The organism is Kluyvera cryocrescens NBRC 102467, from assembly GCF_001571285.1.
Lineage (GTDB): Bacteria > Pseudomonadota > Gammaproteobacteria > Enterobacterales > Enterobacteriaceae > Kluyvera > Kluyvera cryocrescens.
Genome location: NZ_BCTM01000016.1, coordinates 1 through 17715, shown reverse-complemented (window position 1 = coordinate 17715; position 17715 = coordinate 1). Strand labels below are relative to the sequence as shown.

Below are 17715 nucleotides of genomic sequence, written 5' to 3'. Positions count from 1 at the left end.
CGCAAAATTGTTCTGTGATTAAGCTCTCAACCTCCTATTTGGTATTCCAGAATGAGATTAATTTGATTATTGGTATACCACATTCTTATGAGGGATTTTTTCGGGCGGGATACTGCAAAAGCGTGATCGCGATAGGTCTTTTAACCCCCTGGCAGTTCACTTAACCCCGCTGCGTCTGTGGTAGACTGCGACGTATTACGGAGTCTCAGGAAATAATCATGGCAACGATGCTGGATGTCTCAATACACGCGGGCGTCTCGAAAGCGACGGTATCCCGCGTGCTGAATGGTACGGGTCAGGTAAAAGAGAGCACCCGTCAGCAGGTGTTCAAAGCGATGGAAGAGTTGGGCTATCGCCCGAACTTTCTGGCGCGTTCGCTGGCAAACCGGACCAGCAACAGCATCGGCCTTGTGGTTTCAACCTTCGACGGTTTCTACTTTGGCCGCCTGCTCCAACAGGCCTCCCGCCAGACGGAAGCCTGGGGTAAGCAGCTTATCGTCACCGACGGCCACGACACGCCCGAGCGTGAAGAACAGGCGGTGCAAATGCTCGCCGACCGTCAGTGCGACGCCATCGTGCTCTACACCCGCCATATGAGCGAAAAAGCCATTATGTCACTGGTGAATAACACGCCAATGCCGCTGGTCGTTATCAACCGCGACGTCAGCCAGGCGCGCGAGCGCTGCGTGTTCTTTGAGCAGCAAGACGCCGCTTTCCAGGCAGTGGAGTATCTAATATCTCAGGGGCATCGCGATATCGCCTGTATCACCGTTCCCATCCATACCCCAACCGGTAAAGCGCGTTTGCAGGGCTATCGACGGGCGCTGGAACAAAACGGGATCGCGTGGGATCCGGCAAAGGTCAAACACGGCGATTCGACCATGAACTGCGGCTATGAGATGTGTAACGCGTTGCTGACTGAGAAAGTGAAGTTTAGCGCCCTGTTCGCCTGTAACGACGATATGGCGCTGGGCGCGTCTAAGGCGCTGCATCAGGCGGGGCTGCGTATTCCGCAGGACATTTCGCTGTTTGGTTTTGATGATGCGCCAAGCGCCAAGTGGCTGGAGCCGGGGCTGTCTACCGTCTATCTGCCAATCGATAATATGATCGTTACCGCCATCGACCAGGCCATTAAGCTGGCCAGCGGTGAAGAAATTGAAACCATTCCGCCGTTTACCGGCACTCTGGTATTACGCGACTCGGTGACCACCGGGCCGTATTACGGATCGTAGTTCTACATCCCGGGGGCTTATCGCCCCCGGGATCGTCGCTTTAGATTAATTCCAGCGCTAACAACTCTTCAATCGTCTGGCGGCGGCGAATCAGTCGCGCCACGCCCTTATCAAACAGCACTTCCGGCAGCAGCGGACGGCTGTTGTAGTTTGACGACATTGATGCCCCGTAGGCCCCGGTATCGTGCAGCACCAGATAATCCCCCGGTACGACCGCAGGCAGCAGGCGCGTTTCCACTTTACCGCCTTCCTGTTGCGTGAACACATCACCCGATTCACACAGCGGGCCTGCAACCACCGTTTCCAGCGGCGGCACCTGCGTCAGCGAACGCCCATCGCCCGCCAGCGCCGAGATATGGTGATAGCTGCCGTACATAGCCGGACGCATCAGATCGTTAAAACCAGCGTCGATCAACACAAAGTGACGGCTACCCATCTCTTTAACGCTACGTACCTGCGCCACCAGCACACCCGCTTCCGCCACCAGGAAACGCCCTGGTTCGATTTCCAGTTTCACCGGGTGCCCCAGGTGTTTGGCTATCTGCTCACGCGCGCTGTTCCATAGGCCGAAGTAGTGATCGGTGTTGATCGACTCTTCCCCTTCGCGATACGGAATTGATAAGCCGCCGCCCGCCGAAATGGCTTCCAGATCCTGACCGAATTCCACTACCTGCCGCACCATCGCACCGCAAACCTGTTCCAGATGGCCGTAATCCACGCCGGAGCCAATATGCATATGAATCCCCACCAGCTTAAGCTGATAGCGTTGGATAACCGCAAGCGCCGCCGGTAGATCGCTATACCAGATACCGTGCTTACTGTTCTCACCGCCGGTGTTGGTTTTCTGGCTGTGCCCGTGGCCAAACCCAGGGTTCACCCGCAGCCATACGCGATGGCCCGGCGACACCTCGCCCAGTTGTTCGAGCATATCCACCGAACCGGCATTCACCGGGATCTGCAGTTCATGCACTCTGGAAAGGGTTGCGCCATCAATCATATCGGCAGTGAAGACGATCTCATCTTTACCCGGCACATAGCCCGCCGCGAGGGCACGTTCAATCTCACCTAATGATACCGAGTCCACTTTCACTCCCTGCTCGCGCATCAGGCGCAGAATATGAATATTTGAGCAGGCCTTCTGGGCGAAACGGATAACGTCAAACTGATTCAGCTTGGCGATCTGCGCGCGAATAATCTGTGCGTCGTAAACCCACACCGGGCAGCCAAATTCGGCCGGCAGGCGCAGCAGGTTGTCGGCGGTCAGATCGGTATCGGTGTTGTTGAGCGGGCGTGGCATAGCGAACTCCGGTTATCATTTTTTTATGATTACGCCACAGCCGAAAGAGAATAAAAAATATCGTTTTATCGCGAGTCTATGCAAAAATGATATGGTCTTGTTGATTTAAGGAACGCTGATGCCCGCCGTTAACCTGCGCCATATCGAAATCTTTCACGCCGTGATGACGGCGGGCAACCTGACGGAAGCCGCGCGGTTGCTTAATACCTCACAGCCGACCGTCAGCCGAGAGCTGGCGCGCTTTGAACAGGTGCTGGGGTTAAAACTGTTTGAGCGCAGCCGTGGGCGTTTGCATCCCACCGTACAAGGCCTGCGATTATTTGAAGAAGTTCAGCGTTCCTGGTACGGGCTTGATCGCATCGTCAGCGCCGCAGAAAGCTTGCGCGAGTTTCGTCAGGGCGAGCTGTCGATTGTCTGCCTGCCGGTGTTTTCGCAATCTTTTTTACCTCCCCTGCTCCAACCGTTTCTGGCGCGCTACCCACAGGTGAACATTCAGATCGTGCCGCAGGAGTCACCGCTGCTGGAAGAGTGGCTGTCGGCGCAGCGCCACGATCTGGGACTTACCGAAACCACACACACACCAGCCGGGACCGAGCGGACGCCGCTGTTAACCCTGAATGAAGTCTGCGTACTGCCGGCAACGCATCCGCTGGCGAAAAAAGAGGTGCTGACTCCCACCGATTTTCAGGGCGAGAATTACATTAGTCTGTCGCGCACCGACAGCTATCGCCAACTGCTCGACACGCTGTTTAGCGAACATCAAATTAAGCGGCGGATGGTGGTCGAAACCCACAGCGCAGCGTCGATTTGCGCGATGGTGAGAGCCGGCGTCGGTATTTCCATCGTCAACCCGCTAACCGCGCTCGATTACGTTAATAGCGGGGTCGTCGTTCGCCGTTTTAGCATTGACGTCCCCTTTACCGTCAGCCTGGTTCGGCCGCTGCATCGCCCGACCTCTGCGCTGATTGAAACCTTTACGGCTCATCTACAGCATAATCTCGCGCGCATTACCGAACCGCTGGATGCCGTGCTTAATCCCGTGAAGAGAGCATAAACGTGACCGCATCGGCGGCGTGAATCGCGGCGGTATCAAACACCGGCAGCGGGCTCATTTCCGCCGGCACCAGCAGACCAATCTCGGTACAACCGAAGATAACCCCTTGCGCCCCCTGCTGCGCCAGCGCGGCAATCACGCTCAGGTAATAGTCGCGTGAGGCTTCGCTAAACTCCCCCAGACACAGCTCGTCAAAAATTATCTGGTTAATCCGCTGGCGATCCGCCTGCTCGGGGATCAGCGTGCTGATGGCAAACTCTTCCTGCAGACGTCCGCGGTAGAAATCCTGTTCCATGGTGTAACGCGTGCCCAGCAGTGCCACATTGTTCATGCCATGCTGGCTAATTGCGCGCCCTGTCGCATCCGCAATATGTAAAAAAGGCACGTCACAGGCCGTTTCAATGGCATCGGCCACCTTGTGCATGGTGTTGGTGCACAGCACGATCCCCTCCGCCCCGGCCTGCTGAAGACCAACCGCCGCCTGCGCCAGCATCTCTCCCGCTAACTGCCAGTCGCCGCGAGACTGACAGGCTTCAATCTCATGGAAATCAACGCTGTGCAGCAAAATTTGCGCCGAATGTAGGCCACCTAATTGCTGCTTAACGCCTTCGTTGATTAAGCGATAGTACGGAATAGTGGATTCCCAGCTCATGCCACCCAACAGGCCGATCGTTTTCATGCTCTTATCCTTGTACGTTGTCGTCCCCCCAGTGAACCAAAGTTGTGATCAACTTTCCACATCTGCGGCTAGAGTTTTCTTTTTGTTGGTTTCTGAGATAAATTTAATGAAACACCGTTTCAACATACAACAGGACTGCCGGATGTTTATTTTTCATAAAGAAACCACCCTTGAAGATCTGGGCAATGGAGTTACCCGCCGTATTCTCGCCCATGATGGCAAAATGATGGCGGTCGAAGTTAACTTCGAAGCAGGTGCCATTGGCCCTATGCACAATCACCCGCACGAACAGCTAACCTACGTGCTGTCTGGGGAATTTGAATTCACCATCGGCGATGAGAAACACGTCGTTGGTGCCGGTGACACCCTGTATAAACAGCCGAATATCATGCACGGCTGCGTATGCCTGAAAGCAGGCACACTGCTGGATACCTTCACACCGGTACGTCAGGATTTCCTGAAAGCGTAATATCATACCGAACCGCTTTTCTTCCGGAGAAGCGGTTTTCATTTTGTTTTAATACCTGGCAGCTTCAGAGCCCAACGCCAATAATCACAAAGTCTTCTAAGCGCTAAAACGAATATCCATCGCCTCTGCCTGAAAATAAGCGGCGCTATTATCGCGGTCATCAGCAAAAATAATCGTTAAATATCAGCGAGAGCCGATGAAATACAGCGTCATGACGAATGCAAATTAACAGACCTTCTGTTTACCGCCGACTGCCCAAAAGCATTATTTTAAGGCGCATGAATTTATCATTCCGGTGCCGGAAAGCTGCACGTCGTCATAGCACGCCGAGGTGAGCGCTGCCCGTCTGCAGCATCGCAAAGCAGTCAATAGCTTATTTTTCCAGACGATTTACTACACTCATCGCGTAATTCAATGCAGCCCACCACGGTGATGAATAGGCTATGGCCTTAGCGACTGATAACCCGGTATTTAAACAGCAAAAGGCCACTTTCCAGTGGCCTTTTTTATTTCGAACGCCGTTTATAATGTTAGCGAGTTAATCATTTGAATAGTTAGTAATACTACCCTTTATCGTGGTTTTCAGCCCGTCAACTTCCATACCAGACATCCCGCAAACCGCCGCCAGATGGGTAAAAACGCCATCGCCGTCACTATAATGAAACATCGTTTCGACTTTGATCACACTTTCATGATTAATCGAATGACGCAGAAATAAATCGCAATAAAATAAATTTAAAACGGTGTTTTATAAAATGATTGTGACAAAGCATGAGATTTTAAAACGCAACAACACCGACGAAAGGACAGCGTTTAAATTTTTATATTACATCTACTTACAGGGAAGGCTTCATGACTGACACCAAGTTAACACTTTAACGCCCCTGGCGCCAGAAGGCGCGAGGGATGTAACCAACACCCAATCCGTTTGACACACTTGTTTGCCAGGTAGGTATGTATGAATGAAAACAGAATGTTGGGATTGGCCTGGATTTCGCCCTATATAATCGGGTTGATAATCTTCACGGCCTTCCCATTCGTTTCATCTTTCTTCCTCAGTTTTACTGAGTATGACTTGATGAGCCCGCCGGTATTTAACGGCATTGAAAACTATCGCTACATGCTGACGGAAGATTCCCTCTTCTGGAAATCCATGGGCGTGACGTTCGCCTACGTATTTTTGACCATCCCATTAAAACTGGCATTTGCTTTAGGGATTGCGTTTGTTCTGAACTTTAAATTACGCGGTATCGGCTTCTTCCGTACTGCTTACTATATTCCGTCGATCCTCGGTAGCTCCGTTGCTATCGCGGTGCTTTGGCGTGCTCTGTTCGCCATCGACGGCCTGCTGAACAGCTTTATCGGCGTATTAGGCTTTGATCCCGTTAACTGGCTGGGCGAACCTTCACTGGCGCTGATGTCCGTTACCCTGCTGCGCGTTTGGCAGTTCGGTTCCGCGATGGTTATCTTCCTCGCCGCACTGCAAAACGTACCGCAGTCTCAGTACGAAGCGGCAATGATTGATGGCGCCTCCAAATGGCAGATGTTTATGAAAGTTACCGTGCCGCTGATTACGCCGGTTATTTTCTTCAACTTCATCATGCAGACCACTCAGGCATTCCAGGAGTTTACCGGTCCGTACGTCATCACCGGCGGTGGCCCAACCTACTCGACTTACCTGTTCTCGCTGTACATCTACGATACCGCGTTCAAGTACTTCGATATGGGTTATGGCGCGGCGCTGGCGTGGGTTCTGTTCCTGGTTGTCGCCGTCTTCGCTGGCATCGCCTTTAAGTCTTCAAAATACTGGGTGTTCTACTCCGCCGATAAGGGAGGCAAAAATGGCTGATATCCAACAAATCTCAGAAGCAAGAAGCATCGCTGAACGTGAGGTTGCCCGCACCCTTAGACGCGAAAAGGTTAACGCCTGGGTTCGCTACGTCATCCTGCTGTTTGTCGGTCTGTTAATGCTTTATCCGCTGGCGTGGATGTTCTCGGCATCGTTCAAACCGAACCACGAGATCTTCACCACGCTGAGCCTGTGGCCTGCGCATGCAACCTGGGATGGTTTCATCAACGGCTGGAAAACCGGTACCGAGTACACCTTCGGCCATTACATGCTGAACACCTTTAAGTATGTGATTCCGAAAGTGATCCTGACCATTATCTCTTCCACTATCGTGGCGTACGGCTTTGCCCGCTTCGAGATTCCATGGAAGAAATTCTGGTTCGCAACGCTCATCACCACCATGCTGCTGCCAAGCACCGTGCTGCTGATCCCTCAGTACCTGATGTTCCGTGAAATGGGCATGCTGAACAGCTACATGCCGCTGTACCTGCCGCTGGCATTTGCCACGCAAGGGTTCTTCGTCTTCATGCTGATTCAGTTCCTGCGCGGCGTACCGCGTGACATGGAAGAGGCGGCACAGATCGACGGCTGTAACTCTATCCAGGTGCTGTGGTACGTGGTGGTACCGATTCTGAAGCCGGCAATTATTTCCGTCGCGCTGTTCCAGTTCATGTGGTCCATGAACGACTTTATCGGCCCGCTGATCTACGTCTATAGCGTTGATAAGTACCCGATTGCACTGGCACTGAAAATGTCCATCGACGTCACCGAAGGGGCGCCGTGGAACGAAATTCTGGCAATGGCGAGCATCTCCATTCTGCCATCCATCATTGTGTTCTTCCTGGCGCAGCGCTACTTCGTACAGGGCGTTACCAGCAGCGGAATTAAAGGTTAAGAGGGATATATCATGGCTGAAGTTATTTTCAACAAACTGGAAAAAGTGTACTCCAACGGCTTCAAAGCGGTACATGGTATCGACCTAAAAATTGCAGAAGGGGAATTCATGGTGATTGTCGGGCCATCCGGCTGCGCCAAATCCACCACCCTGCGTATGCTGGCCGGTCTGGAAACCATCAGCGGCGGTGAAGTTCGCATCGGCGAGAAGATCGTCAACAACCTCGCGCCGAAAGAGCGTGGGATTGCAATGGTGTTTCAGAACTATGCGCTCTACCCACACATGACCGTACGTGAAAACCTCGCGTTCGGCCTGAAGCTAAGCAAAATGCCAAAAGCGCAGATTGACGCCCAGGTTAACGAAGCAGCGAAAATCCTTGAGCTGGAAGAACTACTGGAACGTCTGCCGCGTCAGCTTTCCGGTGGCCAGGCGCAGCGTGTGGCGGTAGGCCGCGCGATTGTGAAAAAACCAGATGTATTCCTGTTCGATGAACCGCTGTCGAACCTGGATGCCAAGCTGCGTGCTTCCATGCGTATCCGTATTTCTGACCTGCACAAGCAGCTGAAAAAATCCGGCAAACCAGCAACCACCGTCTACGTTACCCACGATCAGACCGAGGCGATGACCATGGGTGACCGTATCTGCGTGATGAAGCTGGGTCATATCATGCAGGTTGATACCCCCGATAACCTGTACCACAAGCCGAAAAACATGTTCGTCGCTGGCTTCATCGGCGCGCCGGAAATGAATATTCGTTCCAGCAAACTGGTGAACAAAGAAGGCCGCCTGAACCTGAGTATCGGTGATGAATTCATGCCGCTGTGCGACAGCCTGCACCAGAAGCTGAGCGGCCATGAAAATGAAGAAGTGTTCTACGGTATTCGTCCGGAATTCGTCGCGCTGTCCGATGAACCGTTCGCTGAAGGCGGTTGCAGCGGTGAAATGGTTCGCGTTGAAAACATGGGCCACGAATTCTTCGTTTACCTGAAAGTCGCCAACTATGAGCTGACGGCACGCATCCCTTCAGATGAGGCTAAGCCAATGATTGATAAGGGGCTTCATCGTAAGGTGTACTTTAAGTTTGACATGGATAAATGTCATATCTTTGACGCTAAAACTGAACAGAACCTCTCTCTCTAATCTGGAGTATTAAAATGAAAAAAGTGCTTTTAAGCGCAGCAATCTCCGCCACCCTGGGCCTCACGGCCCTCCCATCGATGGCAAAGGATGTCGACCTTCGCATGTCCTGGTGGGGCGGTAACGGTCGCCACCAGGTGACGTTGAAGGCGCTGGAAGAGTTCCATAAGCAGAACCCGGATATTAACGTCAAAGCAGAGTACACCGGCTGGGATGGCCACCTGTCCCGTCTGACCACCCAGATTGCAGGCGGCACAGAGCCTGACGTGATGCAGACGAACTGGAACTGGCTGCCGATCTTCTCGAAAACCGGCGACGGTTTTTATGATCTGAACAAAATGAAGGACATCATCGACTTAAGCCAGTTCGATGCCAAAGAACTGCAGTCCACTACCGTCGACGGCAAGCTGAACGGGATCCCAATTTCCGTGACCGCGCGCGTGTTCTACTTCAACGATGAAACCTGGAAACAAGCGGGCGTTGCATACCCGAAAACCTGGGATGAGTTGATGGCGGCGGGTAAAACCTTCGAAAGCAAGCTGGGCAAACAGTACTACCCTGTGGTTCTAGAGCACCAGGATACGCTGGCGCTGCTGAACTCCTACATGACGCAGAAATACAATATTCCAGCCATCGATCCGCAGGCGAAAAAATTCTCCTACAGCAAAGAGCAGTGGGTTGAATTCTTCCAGATGTACAAAAAGCTGGTCGACAGCCACGTGATGCCGGATACCAAATACTATGCCTCATTTGGTAAGAGCAACATGTATGAAATGAAGCCGTGGATCCAGGGGGAATGGGGCGGTACTTACATGTGGAACTCCACCATTAACAAGTACTCCGATAACCTGAAGCCACCAGCGAAGCTGGAACTGGGTAGCTACCCAATGCTGCCGGGCGCAACCGATGCGGGCCTGTTCTTCAAGCCGGCGCAGATGCTGTCTATCGGCAAATCCACCAAAAATCCTGAAGCCGCTGCGAAGGTCATTAACTTCCTGCTGAACAGTAAAGAAGGTGTGGATACCTTAGGTCTTGAGCGCGGTGTGCCGCTGAGCAAAGTCGCGGTGAAATACCTGACTGAAGACGGCATTCTGAAAGAAGACGACCCGTCAGTTTCCGGCCTGCGTCTGGCACAGTCTCTGCCAGCGAAGCTGAGCGTGTCTCCGTACTTTGACGATCCACAAATCGTTGCCCAGTTCGGTACCACTCTGCAGTACATCGACTACGGCCAGAAAACCGTAGAAGAAGCGGCCGCTGACTTCCAGCGCCAGGGTGAACGTATCCTGCGCCGCGCAATGCGCTAAGCGTTATCAATGCATTAATACCCTGCAGCTTCCGGCTGCGGGGTATTTTTTTATTCAAGGAGAAAGGACATGAAAGGCAAAATCATCCCGCTGAATTTCCGCCATCAGAAAGACAGCGAAACCGGTCATGAGGTGATCCGGATGACGCCACCGCACATTATTTGCCACCGTAACTACTTCTACCAAAAATGCTTCACCCGCGACGGCGGCAAGCTGATTTTTGGCGGCGCGTTCGAGGGGCACTGGAACTATTACTTACTGGATATTGCCGCCCAGCAGGCCACCCAACTGACCGATGGCCCGGGGGATAATACCTTCGGCGGCTTCCTTTCCGATGACGACCAATCGCTGTGGTACGTTAAAGATACCCGCCAGCTACGACGCGTTGATCTGTCGACGTTAGAAGAGTACGTGGTGTATGAAGTGGATGACGAGTGGGTCGCTTACGGCACCTGGGTTGCCAACTCCGATTGTACGCAGCTCGTCGGCATCGAGATTAAGAAAAGCGACTGGCAGCCGCTGACCGACTGGTCGAAATTCCGCGCCTTTTACTTTACCGAGCCGGAATGCCGCTTAATTAATATTGACCTGAAAACCGGCGAGCAGCGGACCATTTTGCAGGAGAAACGCTGGCTCGGACACCCAATCTACCGTCCGTTCGATGATAGCACCGTGGCGTTTTGCCACGAAGGGCCGCGCGATGCCATCGATGCCCGTATGTGGCTTATCAATGCCGACGGCAGCAACCTACGCTGCGTGCGCCAACACCAGAAAGGCGAGAGCTTTACCCACGAGTTTTGGGTGCCGAACGGCTCTGCGCTCTACTACGTGGCTCACGAAGAAAACAGCCCGCACCGTTACCTCTACAGCGCCGATCCACTCACGCTGGAGAACCGCCAACTGATGGCGATACCGCCCTGCTCTCATCTGATGAGCAACCACGACGGTTCCCTGGTGGTGGGCGATGGGGCTCCGCACAACACCGGCGATATCAGCCTTAACGATCCGTTTATTTGGGTCTTTTCCCTGCAAACCGGCGAGAAGAAAGCCATTTGCCAGCATAACAGCAGTTGGAAAGTGCTGGATGGCGATCGTCAGGTGACCCACCCGCATCCCTCATTTTCACCAGACGACAAGTGGGTACTGTATACCTCGGATGTGGAAGGAATGCCGGCACTTTATCTGGCGCGGGTGTAAATCCGCGCGGTTTGAGCCACTCCTCCCGACCCTCTTCCCTTTAGGAAGAGGGTGAGGTGACAGAATTACACACCAATGTTTCTTAACTTCTCCCCCGACATCAGCTTACGTTCGATATGTTCCAGCGTGACGTTTTTGGTTTCAGGAATCAGCCAGAAGGTGACGCCGATAAACGCGACGTTCAGCGCCGTATACAGCCAGAATGTCCCCGCCGCGCCGATGGAGTCCAGCAGCGTCAGGAAGGTGGCCCCGATGATCATATTCGAGACCCAGTTAGTGGTCGTCGAGCAGGTGATCCCGAAATCGCGGCATTTCAGCGGCTGGATCTCCGAACAGAGGATCCACACCACCGGCGCCGCACTCATGGCATAACCGGCGATGCACATCATCGTCATGCCCACCGACAGCCAGGACAAACCGCTGGAGGCCGTACCGTTATCAAATTTCATCAGGCAATAACCCAGAACCAGCGTTCCCAGCGCCATAATGGTGAAACCAATTTTCAGCGCCGGTTTGCGCCCCGCTTTATCGACGGTAAACACGGCAATAAAGGTGGCAAACATAAAGGTCAGCCCAACCACCAGAGTGGCAATCATCTGCTGTTCGGTAGTGGTAAAGCCCGCCATTTTAAAGATGCGCGGGGCGTAATACATGATGATATTCATCCCGGTAAACTGCTGCATTGCCTGCAATAACATCCCGAGGAATACCGCGCGGCGTACGTTGCGGTTAATTTTGAACAGCGCCCAGCCGCCTTGTTTGAGCTTCAGGCTTTCGCGGATCTCGTTCAGCTCATCACGCGCTTTTTCTGAGGTGTCGCGCAGCATGCGCAGCACTTCCTCTGCCTCAATATGGCGGCCTTTTTCCGCCAGCCAGCGCGGACTGTTCGGTAAAAAAATCACCAGAACCATCAACAGCACCGCCGGCAGCGCCAGCACGCCCAGCATCGCCCGCCAGTTACCGCTGTAGCTAAACGCGGTATCGGAGAGAAATGCCATCACAATCCCCAGCGTGACCATCAACTGATACATGCTGATCATCTTCCCGCGGACGTTTTCACTCGCCATTTCCGACAGATACAGCGGTGCAGTATACGAAGCGATACCCACCGCCACGCCGAGAATGACCCTCGCGACCAGCAGCATCTCGACGTTAGCGGCAAACGCCGATCCTAACGAACCGGCGACAAACAGAACGGCCCCCACCATCAGGCTGTATTTACGCCCCAGGCGGAAAGAGAGCCAGCCGTTGAAGAGCGCACCAATCGCCGCGCCGAGCATCATGCTGCTGACTACCCACTCCTGCAATCGGCTGGATAATACAAAATGATCGGTGATAAAGGGCAGCGCGCCCGCAATCACCCCGATATCAAGACCAAAAAGCAGCCCAGCCACCGCAGCGGCAATAGAAACAAACTGATTCATACGCCGGGTGTCACGTTGCGTACGCGGCATTAACCTTGGATCGTTACTGATTGAAGTCATTTTTTCCTGCCTGGCAAAGTAAGACGTGCCATGAAAGTAAGGGATTGCAGGGCGAAGGTGTCAGGCGGGACAGGTTAAAAATATGGATGTTACTGCTGCGACACATGGTTTTGTGATGGACATTTGACTTTACGATAAGCCCAAAATACGTATCACCTTGCCAATAACCCCTATTTTACCGGCGTTACTATTTCATACCGAAATGTCTACATGGACTATCCGAATATATTGATATGGATAATTTACATGTTTATAAAATGTCGTCCCCTAAACTGCGGACACAAAAAAACCTGCCGCAGCAGGTTTTTTTAAGCAGGCGAAAACTTAGCGCGCCAGCCAGCCGCCGTCGACAGCAACGGTGTAACCGTTGATGTAGTCAGACGCCGGGGAAGCCAGGAAGACAATTGGCCCCATCAGATCGCTTGGCAGACCCCAACGACCCGCCGGAATACGGTCAAGAATCGCTGCACTACGCTCTTCGTCAGCGCGCAGCTGCTGAGTATTGTTGGTCGCCATGTAGCCCGGAGCAATCGCATTCACGTTGATACCGTGTTTTGCCCACTCGTTGGCCATCAGACGGGTCACGCCCATGACGCCACTTTTTGATGCGGTGTAAGATGGAACGCGGATGCCGCCCTGGAAGGAGAGCATCGACGCGATGTTGATGATCTTGCCGCCGTTGCCCTGCGCGATGAAGTGCTTAGCCGCAGCCTGAGACATGAAGAACACGCTCTTAATGTTCAGGTTCATCACGTCGTCCCAATCTTTTTCGCTGAAGTCGATCGCATCTTCACGGCGAATCAGACCCGCGTTGTTGACCAGAATATCAATATGGCCGAACTCTGCCACCGCGCGCTCCAGCAGCGCCGGGATACCGTCAATCTGACGCAGGTCAGCGGTCAGGCTCAGGAAACGGCGGCCCAGTGCGGTTACGCGTTCGATAGTTTCAGTCGGTTCAACAATGTTGATACCCACGATGTCGCAGCCGGCTTCCGCCAGCCCCAGCGCCATACCCTGACCCAGACCGGTATCACAACCCGTGACGACGGCAACCTTACCTTGCAGAGAGAATGAATCCAAAATCATTTTATATTCCTTGTTGTTAGCGCCTGTACCGGACAGGCATTGTTAATGTATACGCTTCATCCTGCGGGCCGGTCCGCGCTGGCCGCTCGCAGGATTCTGCGTACAATGCTGTCCGCGACTAGCGCAGATCCTTCACTGCAACATGATCCATGTCATCAAAGACCTGGTTCTCACCCACCATTCCCCAGATGAAGGTATACGCCTTAGTACCTACGCCTGAATGGATTGACCAGCTCGGTGAAATCACCGCCTGCTCATTGTGCATCACGACGTGACGCGTCTCCTGCGGCTGCCCCATCATGTGGAACACACAGCTGTCTTCATCCATATTGAAATAGAAGTAGACTTCCATGCGGCGCTCATGGGTATGGCACGGCATGGTATTCCACAGGTTGCCCGGCGCCAGTTCGGTCAGGCCCATGCTGAGCTGACAGGTTTCCAGCACGTCAGGAACAAAATATTTGTTGATGGTACGGCGGTTGCTGGTGAGGTTGTCCCCCAGCGTGACCGGCGCGACATCAGCGGGAGTAACTTTCTTCGTTGGGTAGGTGGTGTGAGCCGGTGCGCAGTTGTAATAAAACTTCGCCGGTTTCGCGGCATCAACGCTGGCGAAAACCACTTCCTTCGCCCCTTTGCCAACGTACAGCGCATCGCGATGGCCAATTTCATAGCATTTACCGTCCACGGTAATGGTACCGGCACCGCCAATGTTGATGACGCCCAGCTCGCGACGCTCCAGGAAGAAGCTGACGCCGAGCTGTTTGCCAACTTCACCGCCCACCGAGACCGTTTTCGCTACCGGCATGATGCCGCCGACGATAATACGGTCAATATGGCTGTACACCATGGTGTACTCATCAGCGACGAAAACCTGCTCAACTAAAAACTCGTCACGAAGTCCTTGTGTATCCAGCGTTTTAGCGTGCGCGCTATGAATGCTCTGTCTTACTTCCACCTTAACCTCCAGGTAAATGTGGTCTGATCCTATATAGCAGAACGAAACTCCATTCCACTTTGTTTATGCATACATCTTATCTCTGATGAAATGGGTTTTCAATTACAAATAAAACATCGTTTCATTTTTTCTGTGAATTAATATCAAAAATGCAAAAGGGATCACGAATACGCTATTGCGCACGCCAAAGAAATACTAAAAAACACTATTATTCATCTAGTTACATGTTTCTTTAAAAAATACCCTTAAATGAGTAAATGCGGTCACAAAAACGAAGATGGACTTGACAAGCCGCCCGTCGACGGATCAAAAAAAGTCGCAAAACAGATGATTTTTCGTATAAAGTGCGTCAGGCATCACAAACAATGAAACGTCGTTTTGATAAATTAACACCATATTTTTAAAATAACGTCCACATCGGCCAGCGAGGAAGACAGACCCCGCGACCGCTGGAGTAAAAGGAGAGCATCATGGCTAAAGGCATGCGGGTAAAATTGAACTATGAGGTCAGCCGCGACCCGGACACTGGCGCGGAGGTCACCCGCTTAACTCCACCAGAAGTAACGTGTCATCGTAACTACTTCTATCAAAAGTGTTTCTTTAACGATGGCAGCCACCTGTTATTTGCCGGTGAGTTCGATGGCCATTGGAACTACTATTTACTGGATGTCGCCAACGCCGAAGCCGTACAGCTGACCGAAGGCGCCGGCGATAACACCTTTGGCGGCTTCCTCTCTCCGGACGACCAATCCCTCTACTATGTTAAAAACGACCGCACCCTGCTGGAAGTGAACCTGAAAACCCTGGCCGAGCGTGAAGTTTATCGTGTACCAGAGGAATGGGTTGGCTACGGTACCTGGGTATCTAACAGCGACTGCACCAAACTGGTTGGCATCGAGATCGCCAAAAGTGACTGGACGCCGCTGAATGACTGGCAGCTGTTCCACGATTTCTTCCATAAAGGCCCACACTGCCGACTGCTGCGCGTTGATCTGAAAACCGGCGCAAGCGCGGTGATCCACGAAGAGAAAAACTGGCTCGGCCACCCAATCTACCGTCCGTTTGATGACAACACCGTGGCTTTCTGCCATGAAGGTCCGCACGATCTGGTGGATGCCCGTATGTGGCTGGTCAACGAAGACGGTAGCAACGTCCGTAAAGTGAAAGAGCACGCCGAAGGCGAAAGCTGCACTCACGAATTCTGGGTTCCGAACGGTTCCGCACTGGTGTATGTCTCCTACCTGAAAGGGAAACAGGGGCGTACCATCTACCGCTTCAACCCGGACACCAACGTCAATGAAGCACTGATGCAAATGCCTGCCTGTTCGCACCTGATGAGCAACTTCGACGGCACCCTGCTGGTCGGCGATGGTTCCGGTACGCCGGTTGACGTGAAAGATACCAGCGGCTACACCATCGATAACGATCCGTACCTGTACGCGTTCGACGTTGCCAAACAGTCTTATTTCCGCGTTGCCCGCCACGATACCTCTTGGGCAACGGTACAAAACAGCCGTCAGGTTACCCACCCGCACCCGTCCTTTACGCCTGACGATAGCGCGGTGCTGTTTAGCTCTGACAAAGATGGCAAACCGGCGCTGTATATCGCCAAACTGCCAACTGAACGAGTATTAGTGAAAGCATAAGTGTTCTGAGTTTTGTGTTTCTGTAACTGGCCTTGCCCTCCTTTCGGAGGGCCTTTTTTTGCCTGCGCGTTAAGGCGATAAATCAAACGAGGTATCGTCGTTTCTGTTCTTCCTTTCACTCATCCCCATTCGTTCCCCCCTTTTCTGTTTCCCAAAACCATGATCTGAAACCGACCGCTTCCTCAATCAGGCGCACCATTCAATCCCTCTCATAGAGAAAACGTTCGGGTGAGCGAATGACACCCACTTAAAATGAGTAGATAGCTGCAGAAAATTATGGCGGCGATAAAACGAAAACCCCCAGCTAACTGCGCCGGGGGGAAAACGGATGAGGGTCCGATTTTAATTAGAAGGAGTAAGCAACACCTACGCGCAGACGGGTCTGACGTTCATCAGTCGATTTCACACCCACGTTACCCACTTCAAAATATGGAGACCAGTTTTTGTCCCACTTATAGGCCAGCTTGGCGTTATATTCGTTGCTGTAAGGTTTGTTGTTATTGCGGTACAGGCTCTTGTGCTGATCGTCGGCAATAGTACTGCGCGCATAAACATAGTTCAGCTCCGCACGCCAGTCGCCCATCACCCAGCCTACCCAGGTATCCACTTTATTCACTTTATCGTCCGTACCGCCATTGCTGGAAGTCGCCGGTACGCGGGTATATTCATAGCGGTAGCGCGCTGCAACGTAGAAGCCGTTATCAAAGCTGTACTGCGCATGCAGATACGGTTTGTAAATGGAGAAACTGTCTTTACTTTCAATATTAAAGCCCGGGTTCAGAGCAAAATTATCGGTTGCCTTCCAGCGCCAGTTAATGGACTCTTCGTGGCCGTTACCGACGATTTCGTTAAATGGACGATCCTGTTTATCCGTATCGCCCCCCGTCTTCCACTTCGCTTCTACGCCAAAACCAAGACCATTATCGAATCGGTGTGAAACTGCCACACGGTCTGCGTTGGAGCCGCTGTCAATATATTCATGACGCAGGTCAACGGTAACCGCAGAAGCGGCGAAAGACATACCGGACAAAATAGCCAGGGCCAGAGTTTTCTTAAGCATTTGCCATCCCTCAATTGAAATAATGTTTCTTTATTATGGAATTGGATTTTATTTTTTACGGATTTGCATTTTAGTGATCGAGATCGTAATTATTTGTTTCATAAAATCCGGCACAAAGAGGACGTGATAAAGCTCAACAAAAATAAGACACAAGCACAGAAAATCCGTACTCAGATCACAGATAATTATTCAAACAAACAAAACTTTTATATATTTTACTTAAATAACAGACAGTTATCACAAAACAAATAACGTACGTTATTTGTATCAGGTGTAATGATTCATTATTTATTGATAATCAGGCTAATCTTTAATGAATTACCAACACGAGTAGTTGATACAAATAAACATAAGTTCATAAAAGTTCGGAC

General features: G+C 52.2%; 15 protein-coding genes. 9 read left to right on the top strand and 6 right to left on the bottom strand.

Annotation, left to right across the window (positions count from 1 at the left end; all coding sequences use genetic code 11):
• Positions 1–218 precede the first annotated feature (218 nt).
• The gene (locus KCR01S_RS12780) at positions 219–1232 is read left to right on the top strand and encodes a LacI family DNA-binding transcriptional regulator (protein WP_061283114.1); all 1014 of its coding nucleotides are present in this window, start codon (positions 219–221) and stop codon (positions 1230–1232) included.
• Between the two features lie 40 nt (positions 1233–1272).
• Here KCR01S_RS12780 and lysA read toward each other — a convergent pair whose 3' ends face one another.
• The gene (gene lysA / locus KCR01S_RS12775; RefSeq protein WP_061283113.1) at positions 1273–2529 is read right to left on the bottom strand and encodes a diaminopimelate decarboxylase; all 1257 of its coding nucleotides are present in this window, start codon (positions 2527–2529) and stop codon (positions 1273–1275) included.
• Between the two features lie 118 nt (positions 2530–2647).
• Between lysA and KCR01S_RS12770 the strand changes: the two genes are divergently transcribed.
• The gene (locus KCR01S_RS12770) at positions 2648–3583 is read left to right on the top strand and encodes a LysR family transcriptional regulator (RefSeq protein WP_061283112.1); all 936 of its coding nucleotides are present in this window, start codon (positions 2648–2650) and stop codon (positions 3581–3583) included.
• Here the strand turns inward: KCR01S_RS12770 and KCR01S_RS12765 are convergent.
• Positions 3561–4262 (bottom strand): aspartate/glutamate racemase, encoded by a 702-nt coding sequence (locus KCR01S_RS12765; protein ID WP_061283111.1) that lies wholly within the window; start codon positions 4260–4262, stop codon positions 3561–3563. The genes KCR01S_RS12770 and KCR01S_RS12765 overlap by 23 nt on opposite strands.
• A 142-nt stretch (positions 4263–4404) precedes the next feature.
• Here KCR01S_RS12765 and KCR01S_RS12760 point away from each other — a divergent pair, with 142 nt between their 5' ends.
• From KCR01S_RS12760 to KCR01S_RS12735, 6 genes are all read left to right on the top strand, one after another.
• On the top strand, positions 4405–4731 hold the full coding sequence (locus KCR01S_RS12760) for a cupin domain-containing protein (RefSeq protein ID WP_061283110.1): 327 nt from the start codon (positions 4405–4407) through the stop codon (positions 4729–4731).
• A 958-nt stretch (positions 4732–5689) separates the two neighbouring features.
• Positions 5690–6580 carry a carbohydrate ABC transporter permease gene (locus KCR01S_RS12755; protein WP_052282047.1) on the top strand — a complete coding sequence of 297 codons (891 nt, stop codon included), beginning with the start codon at positions 5690–5692 and terminating at the stop codon, positions 6578–6580.
• The gene (locus KCR01S_RS12750) at positions 6573–7475 is read left to right on the top strand and encodes a carbohydrate ABC transporter permease (protein WP_061283109.1); all 903 of its coding nucleotides are present in this window, start codon (positions 6573–6575) and stop codon (positions 7473–7475) included. Before KCR01S_RS12755 ends, KCR01S_RS12750 begins: the two co-directional genes overlap by 8 nt.
• Before the next feature lie 12 nt (positions 7476–7487).
• Positions 7488–8615: an ABC transporter ATP-binding protein gene (locus KCR01S_RS12745; RefSeq protein WP_061283108.1), complete on the top strand. Its 1128-nt coding sequence runs from the start codon at positions 7488–7490 to the stop codon at positions 8613–8615.
• 14 nt (positions 8616–8629) lie between these two features.
• Positions 8630–9916 carry an ABC transporter substrate-binding protein gene (locus KCR01S_RS12740; protein WP_061283107.1) on the top strand — a complete coding sequence of 429 codons (1287 nt, stop codon included), beginning with the start codon at positions 8630–8632 and terminating at the stop codon, positions 9914–9916.
• 69 nt (positions 9917–9985) lie between these two features.
• Complete coding sequence (locus KCR01S_RS12735; protein ID WP_061283106.1) at positions 9986–11113, top strand: oligogalacturonate lyase family protein; 1128 nt, start codon at positions 9986–9988, stop codon at positions 11111–11113.
• A 65-nt stretch (positions 11114–11178) separates the two neighbouring features.
• On the opposite strand, the gene araE is transcribed toward KCR01S_RS12735, so the two are convergent.
• The 3 genes from araE to kduI form a co-directional block, all read right to left on the bottom strand.
• Positions 11179–12597, bottom strand: coding sequence for an arabinose-proton symporter AraE (araE, locus tag KCR01S_RS12730; RefSeq protein WP_061283105.1), 1419 nt, complete (start codon positions 12595–12597; stop codon positions 11179–11181).
• Between the two features lie 324 nt (positions 12598–12921).
• Positions 12922–13683, bottom strand: coding sequence for a 2-dehydro-3-deoxy-D-gluconate 5-dehydrogenase KduD (kduD, locus tag KCR01S_RS12725; protein ID WP_061283104.1), 762 nt, complete (start codon positions 13681–13683; stop codon positions 12922–12924).
• A 118-nt stretch (positions 13684–13801) separates the two neighbouring features.
• Positions 13802–14638 carry a 5-dehydro-4-deoxy-D-glucuronate isomerase gene (kduI, locus tag KCR01S_RS12720; protein WP_061283103.1) on the bottom strand — a complete coding sequence of 279 codons (837 nt, stop codon included), beginning with the start codon at positions 14636–14638 and terminating at the stop codon, positions 13802–13804.
• A 470-nt stretch (positions 14639–15108) separates the two neighbouring features.
• Here kduI and KCR01S_RS12715 point away from each other — a divergent pair, with 470 nt between their 5' ends.
• Positions 15109–16284 (top strand): oligogalacturonate lyase family protein, encoded by a 1176-nt coding sequence (locus tag KCR01S_RS12715; RefSeq protein ID WP_061283102.1) that lies wholly within the window; start codon positions 15109–15111, stop codon positions 16282–16284.
• Positions 16285–16630: 346 nt separating this feature from the next.
• Here KCR01S_RS12715 and KCR01S_RS12710 read toward each other — a convergent pair whose 3' ends face one another.
• Positions 16631–17344 carry an oligogalacturonate-specific porin KdgM family protein gene (locus KCR01S_RS12710; protein ID WP_061283101.1) on the bottom strand — a complete coding sequence of 238 codons (714 nt, stop codon included), beginning with the start codon at positions 17342–17344 and terminating at the stop codon, positions 16631–16633.
• Between the last annotated feature and the right edge of the window lie 371 nt (positions 17345–17715).

Coding starts and splice junctions, on each gene's coding strand:
- lysA (WP_061283113.1), bottom strand. CDS start 2,529: ATGCCACGCCCGCTCAACAACACCGATACCGATCTGACCGCCGACAAC.
- kduD (WP_061283104.1), bottom strand. CDS start 13,683: ATGATTTTGGATTCATTCTCTCTGCAAGGTAAGGTTGCCGTCGTCACG.
- KCR01S_RS12780 (WP_061283114.1), top strand. CDS start 219: ATGGCAACGATGCTGGATGTCTCAATACACGCGGGCGTCTCGAAAGCG.
- KCR01S_RS12765 (WP_061283111.1), bottom strand. CDS start 4,262: ATGAAAACGATCGGCCTGTTGGGTGGCATGAGCTGGGAATCCACTATT.
- KCR01S_RS12710 (WP_061283101.1), bottom strand. CDS start 17,344: ATGCTTAAGAAAACTCTGGCCCTGGCTATTTTGTCCGGTATGTCTTTC.
- KCR01S_RS12755 (WP_052282047.1), top strand. CDS start 5,690: ATGAATGAAAACAGAATGTTGGGATTGGCCTGGATTTCGCCCTATATA.
- KCR01S_RS12740 (WP_061283107.1), top strand. CDS start 8,630: ATGAAAAAAGTGCTTTTAAGCGCAGCAATCTCCGCCACCCTGGGCCTC.
- KCR01S_RS12735 (WP_061283106.1), top strand. CDS start 9,986: ATGAAAGGCAAAATCATCCCGCTGAATTTCCGCCATCAGAAAGACAGC.
- KCR01S_RS12770 (WP_061283112.1), top strand. CDS start 2,648: ATGCCCGCCGTTAACCTGCGCCATATCGAAATCTTTCACGCCGTGATG.
- KCR01S_RS12760 (WP_061283110.1), top strand. CDS start 4,405: ATGTTTATTTTTCATAAAGAAACCACCCTTGAAGATCTGGGCAATGGA.
- KCR01S_RS12715 (WP_061283102.1), top strand. CDS start 15,109: ATGGCTAAAGGCATGCGGGTAAAATTGAACTATGAGGTCAGCCGCGAC.
- KCR01S_RS12750 (WP_061283109.1), top strand. CDS start 6,573: ATGGCTGATATCCAACAAATCTCAGAAGCAAGAAGCATCGCTGAACGT.
- araE (WP_061283105.1), bottom strand. CDS start 12,597: ATGACTTCAATCAGTAACGATCCAAGGTTAATGCCGCGTACGCAACGT.
- KCR01S_RS12745 (WP_061283108.1), top strand. CDS start 7,488: ATGGCTGAAGTTATTTTCAACAAACTGGAAAAAGTGTACTCCAACGGC.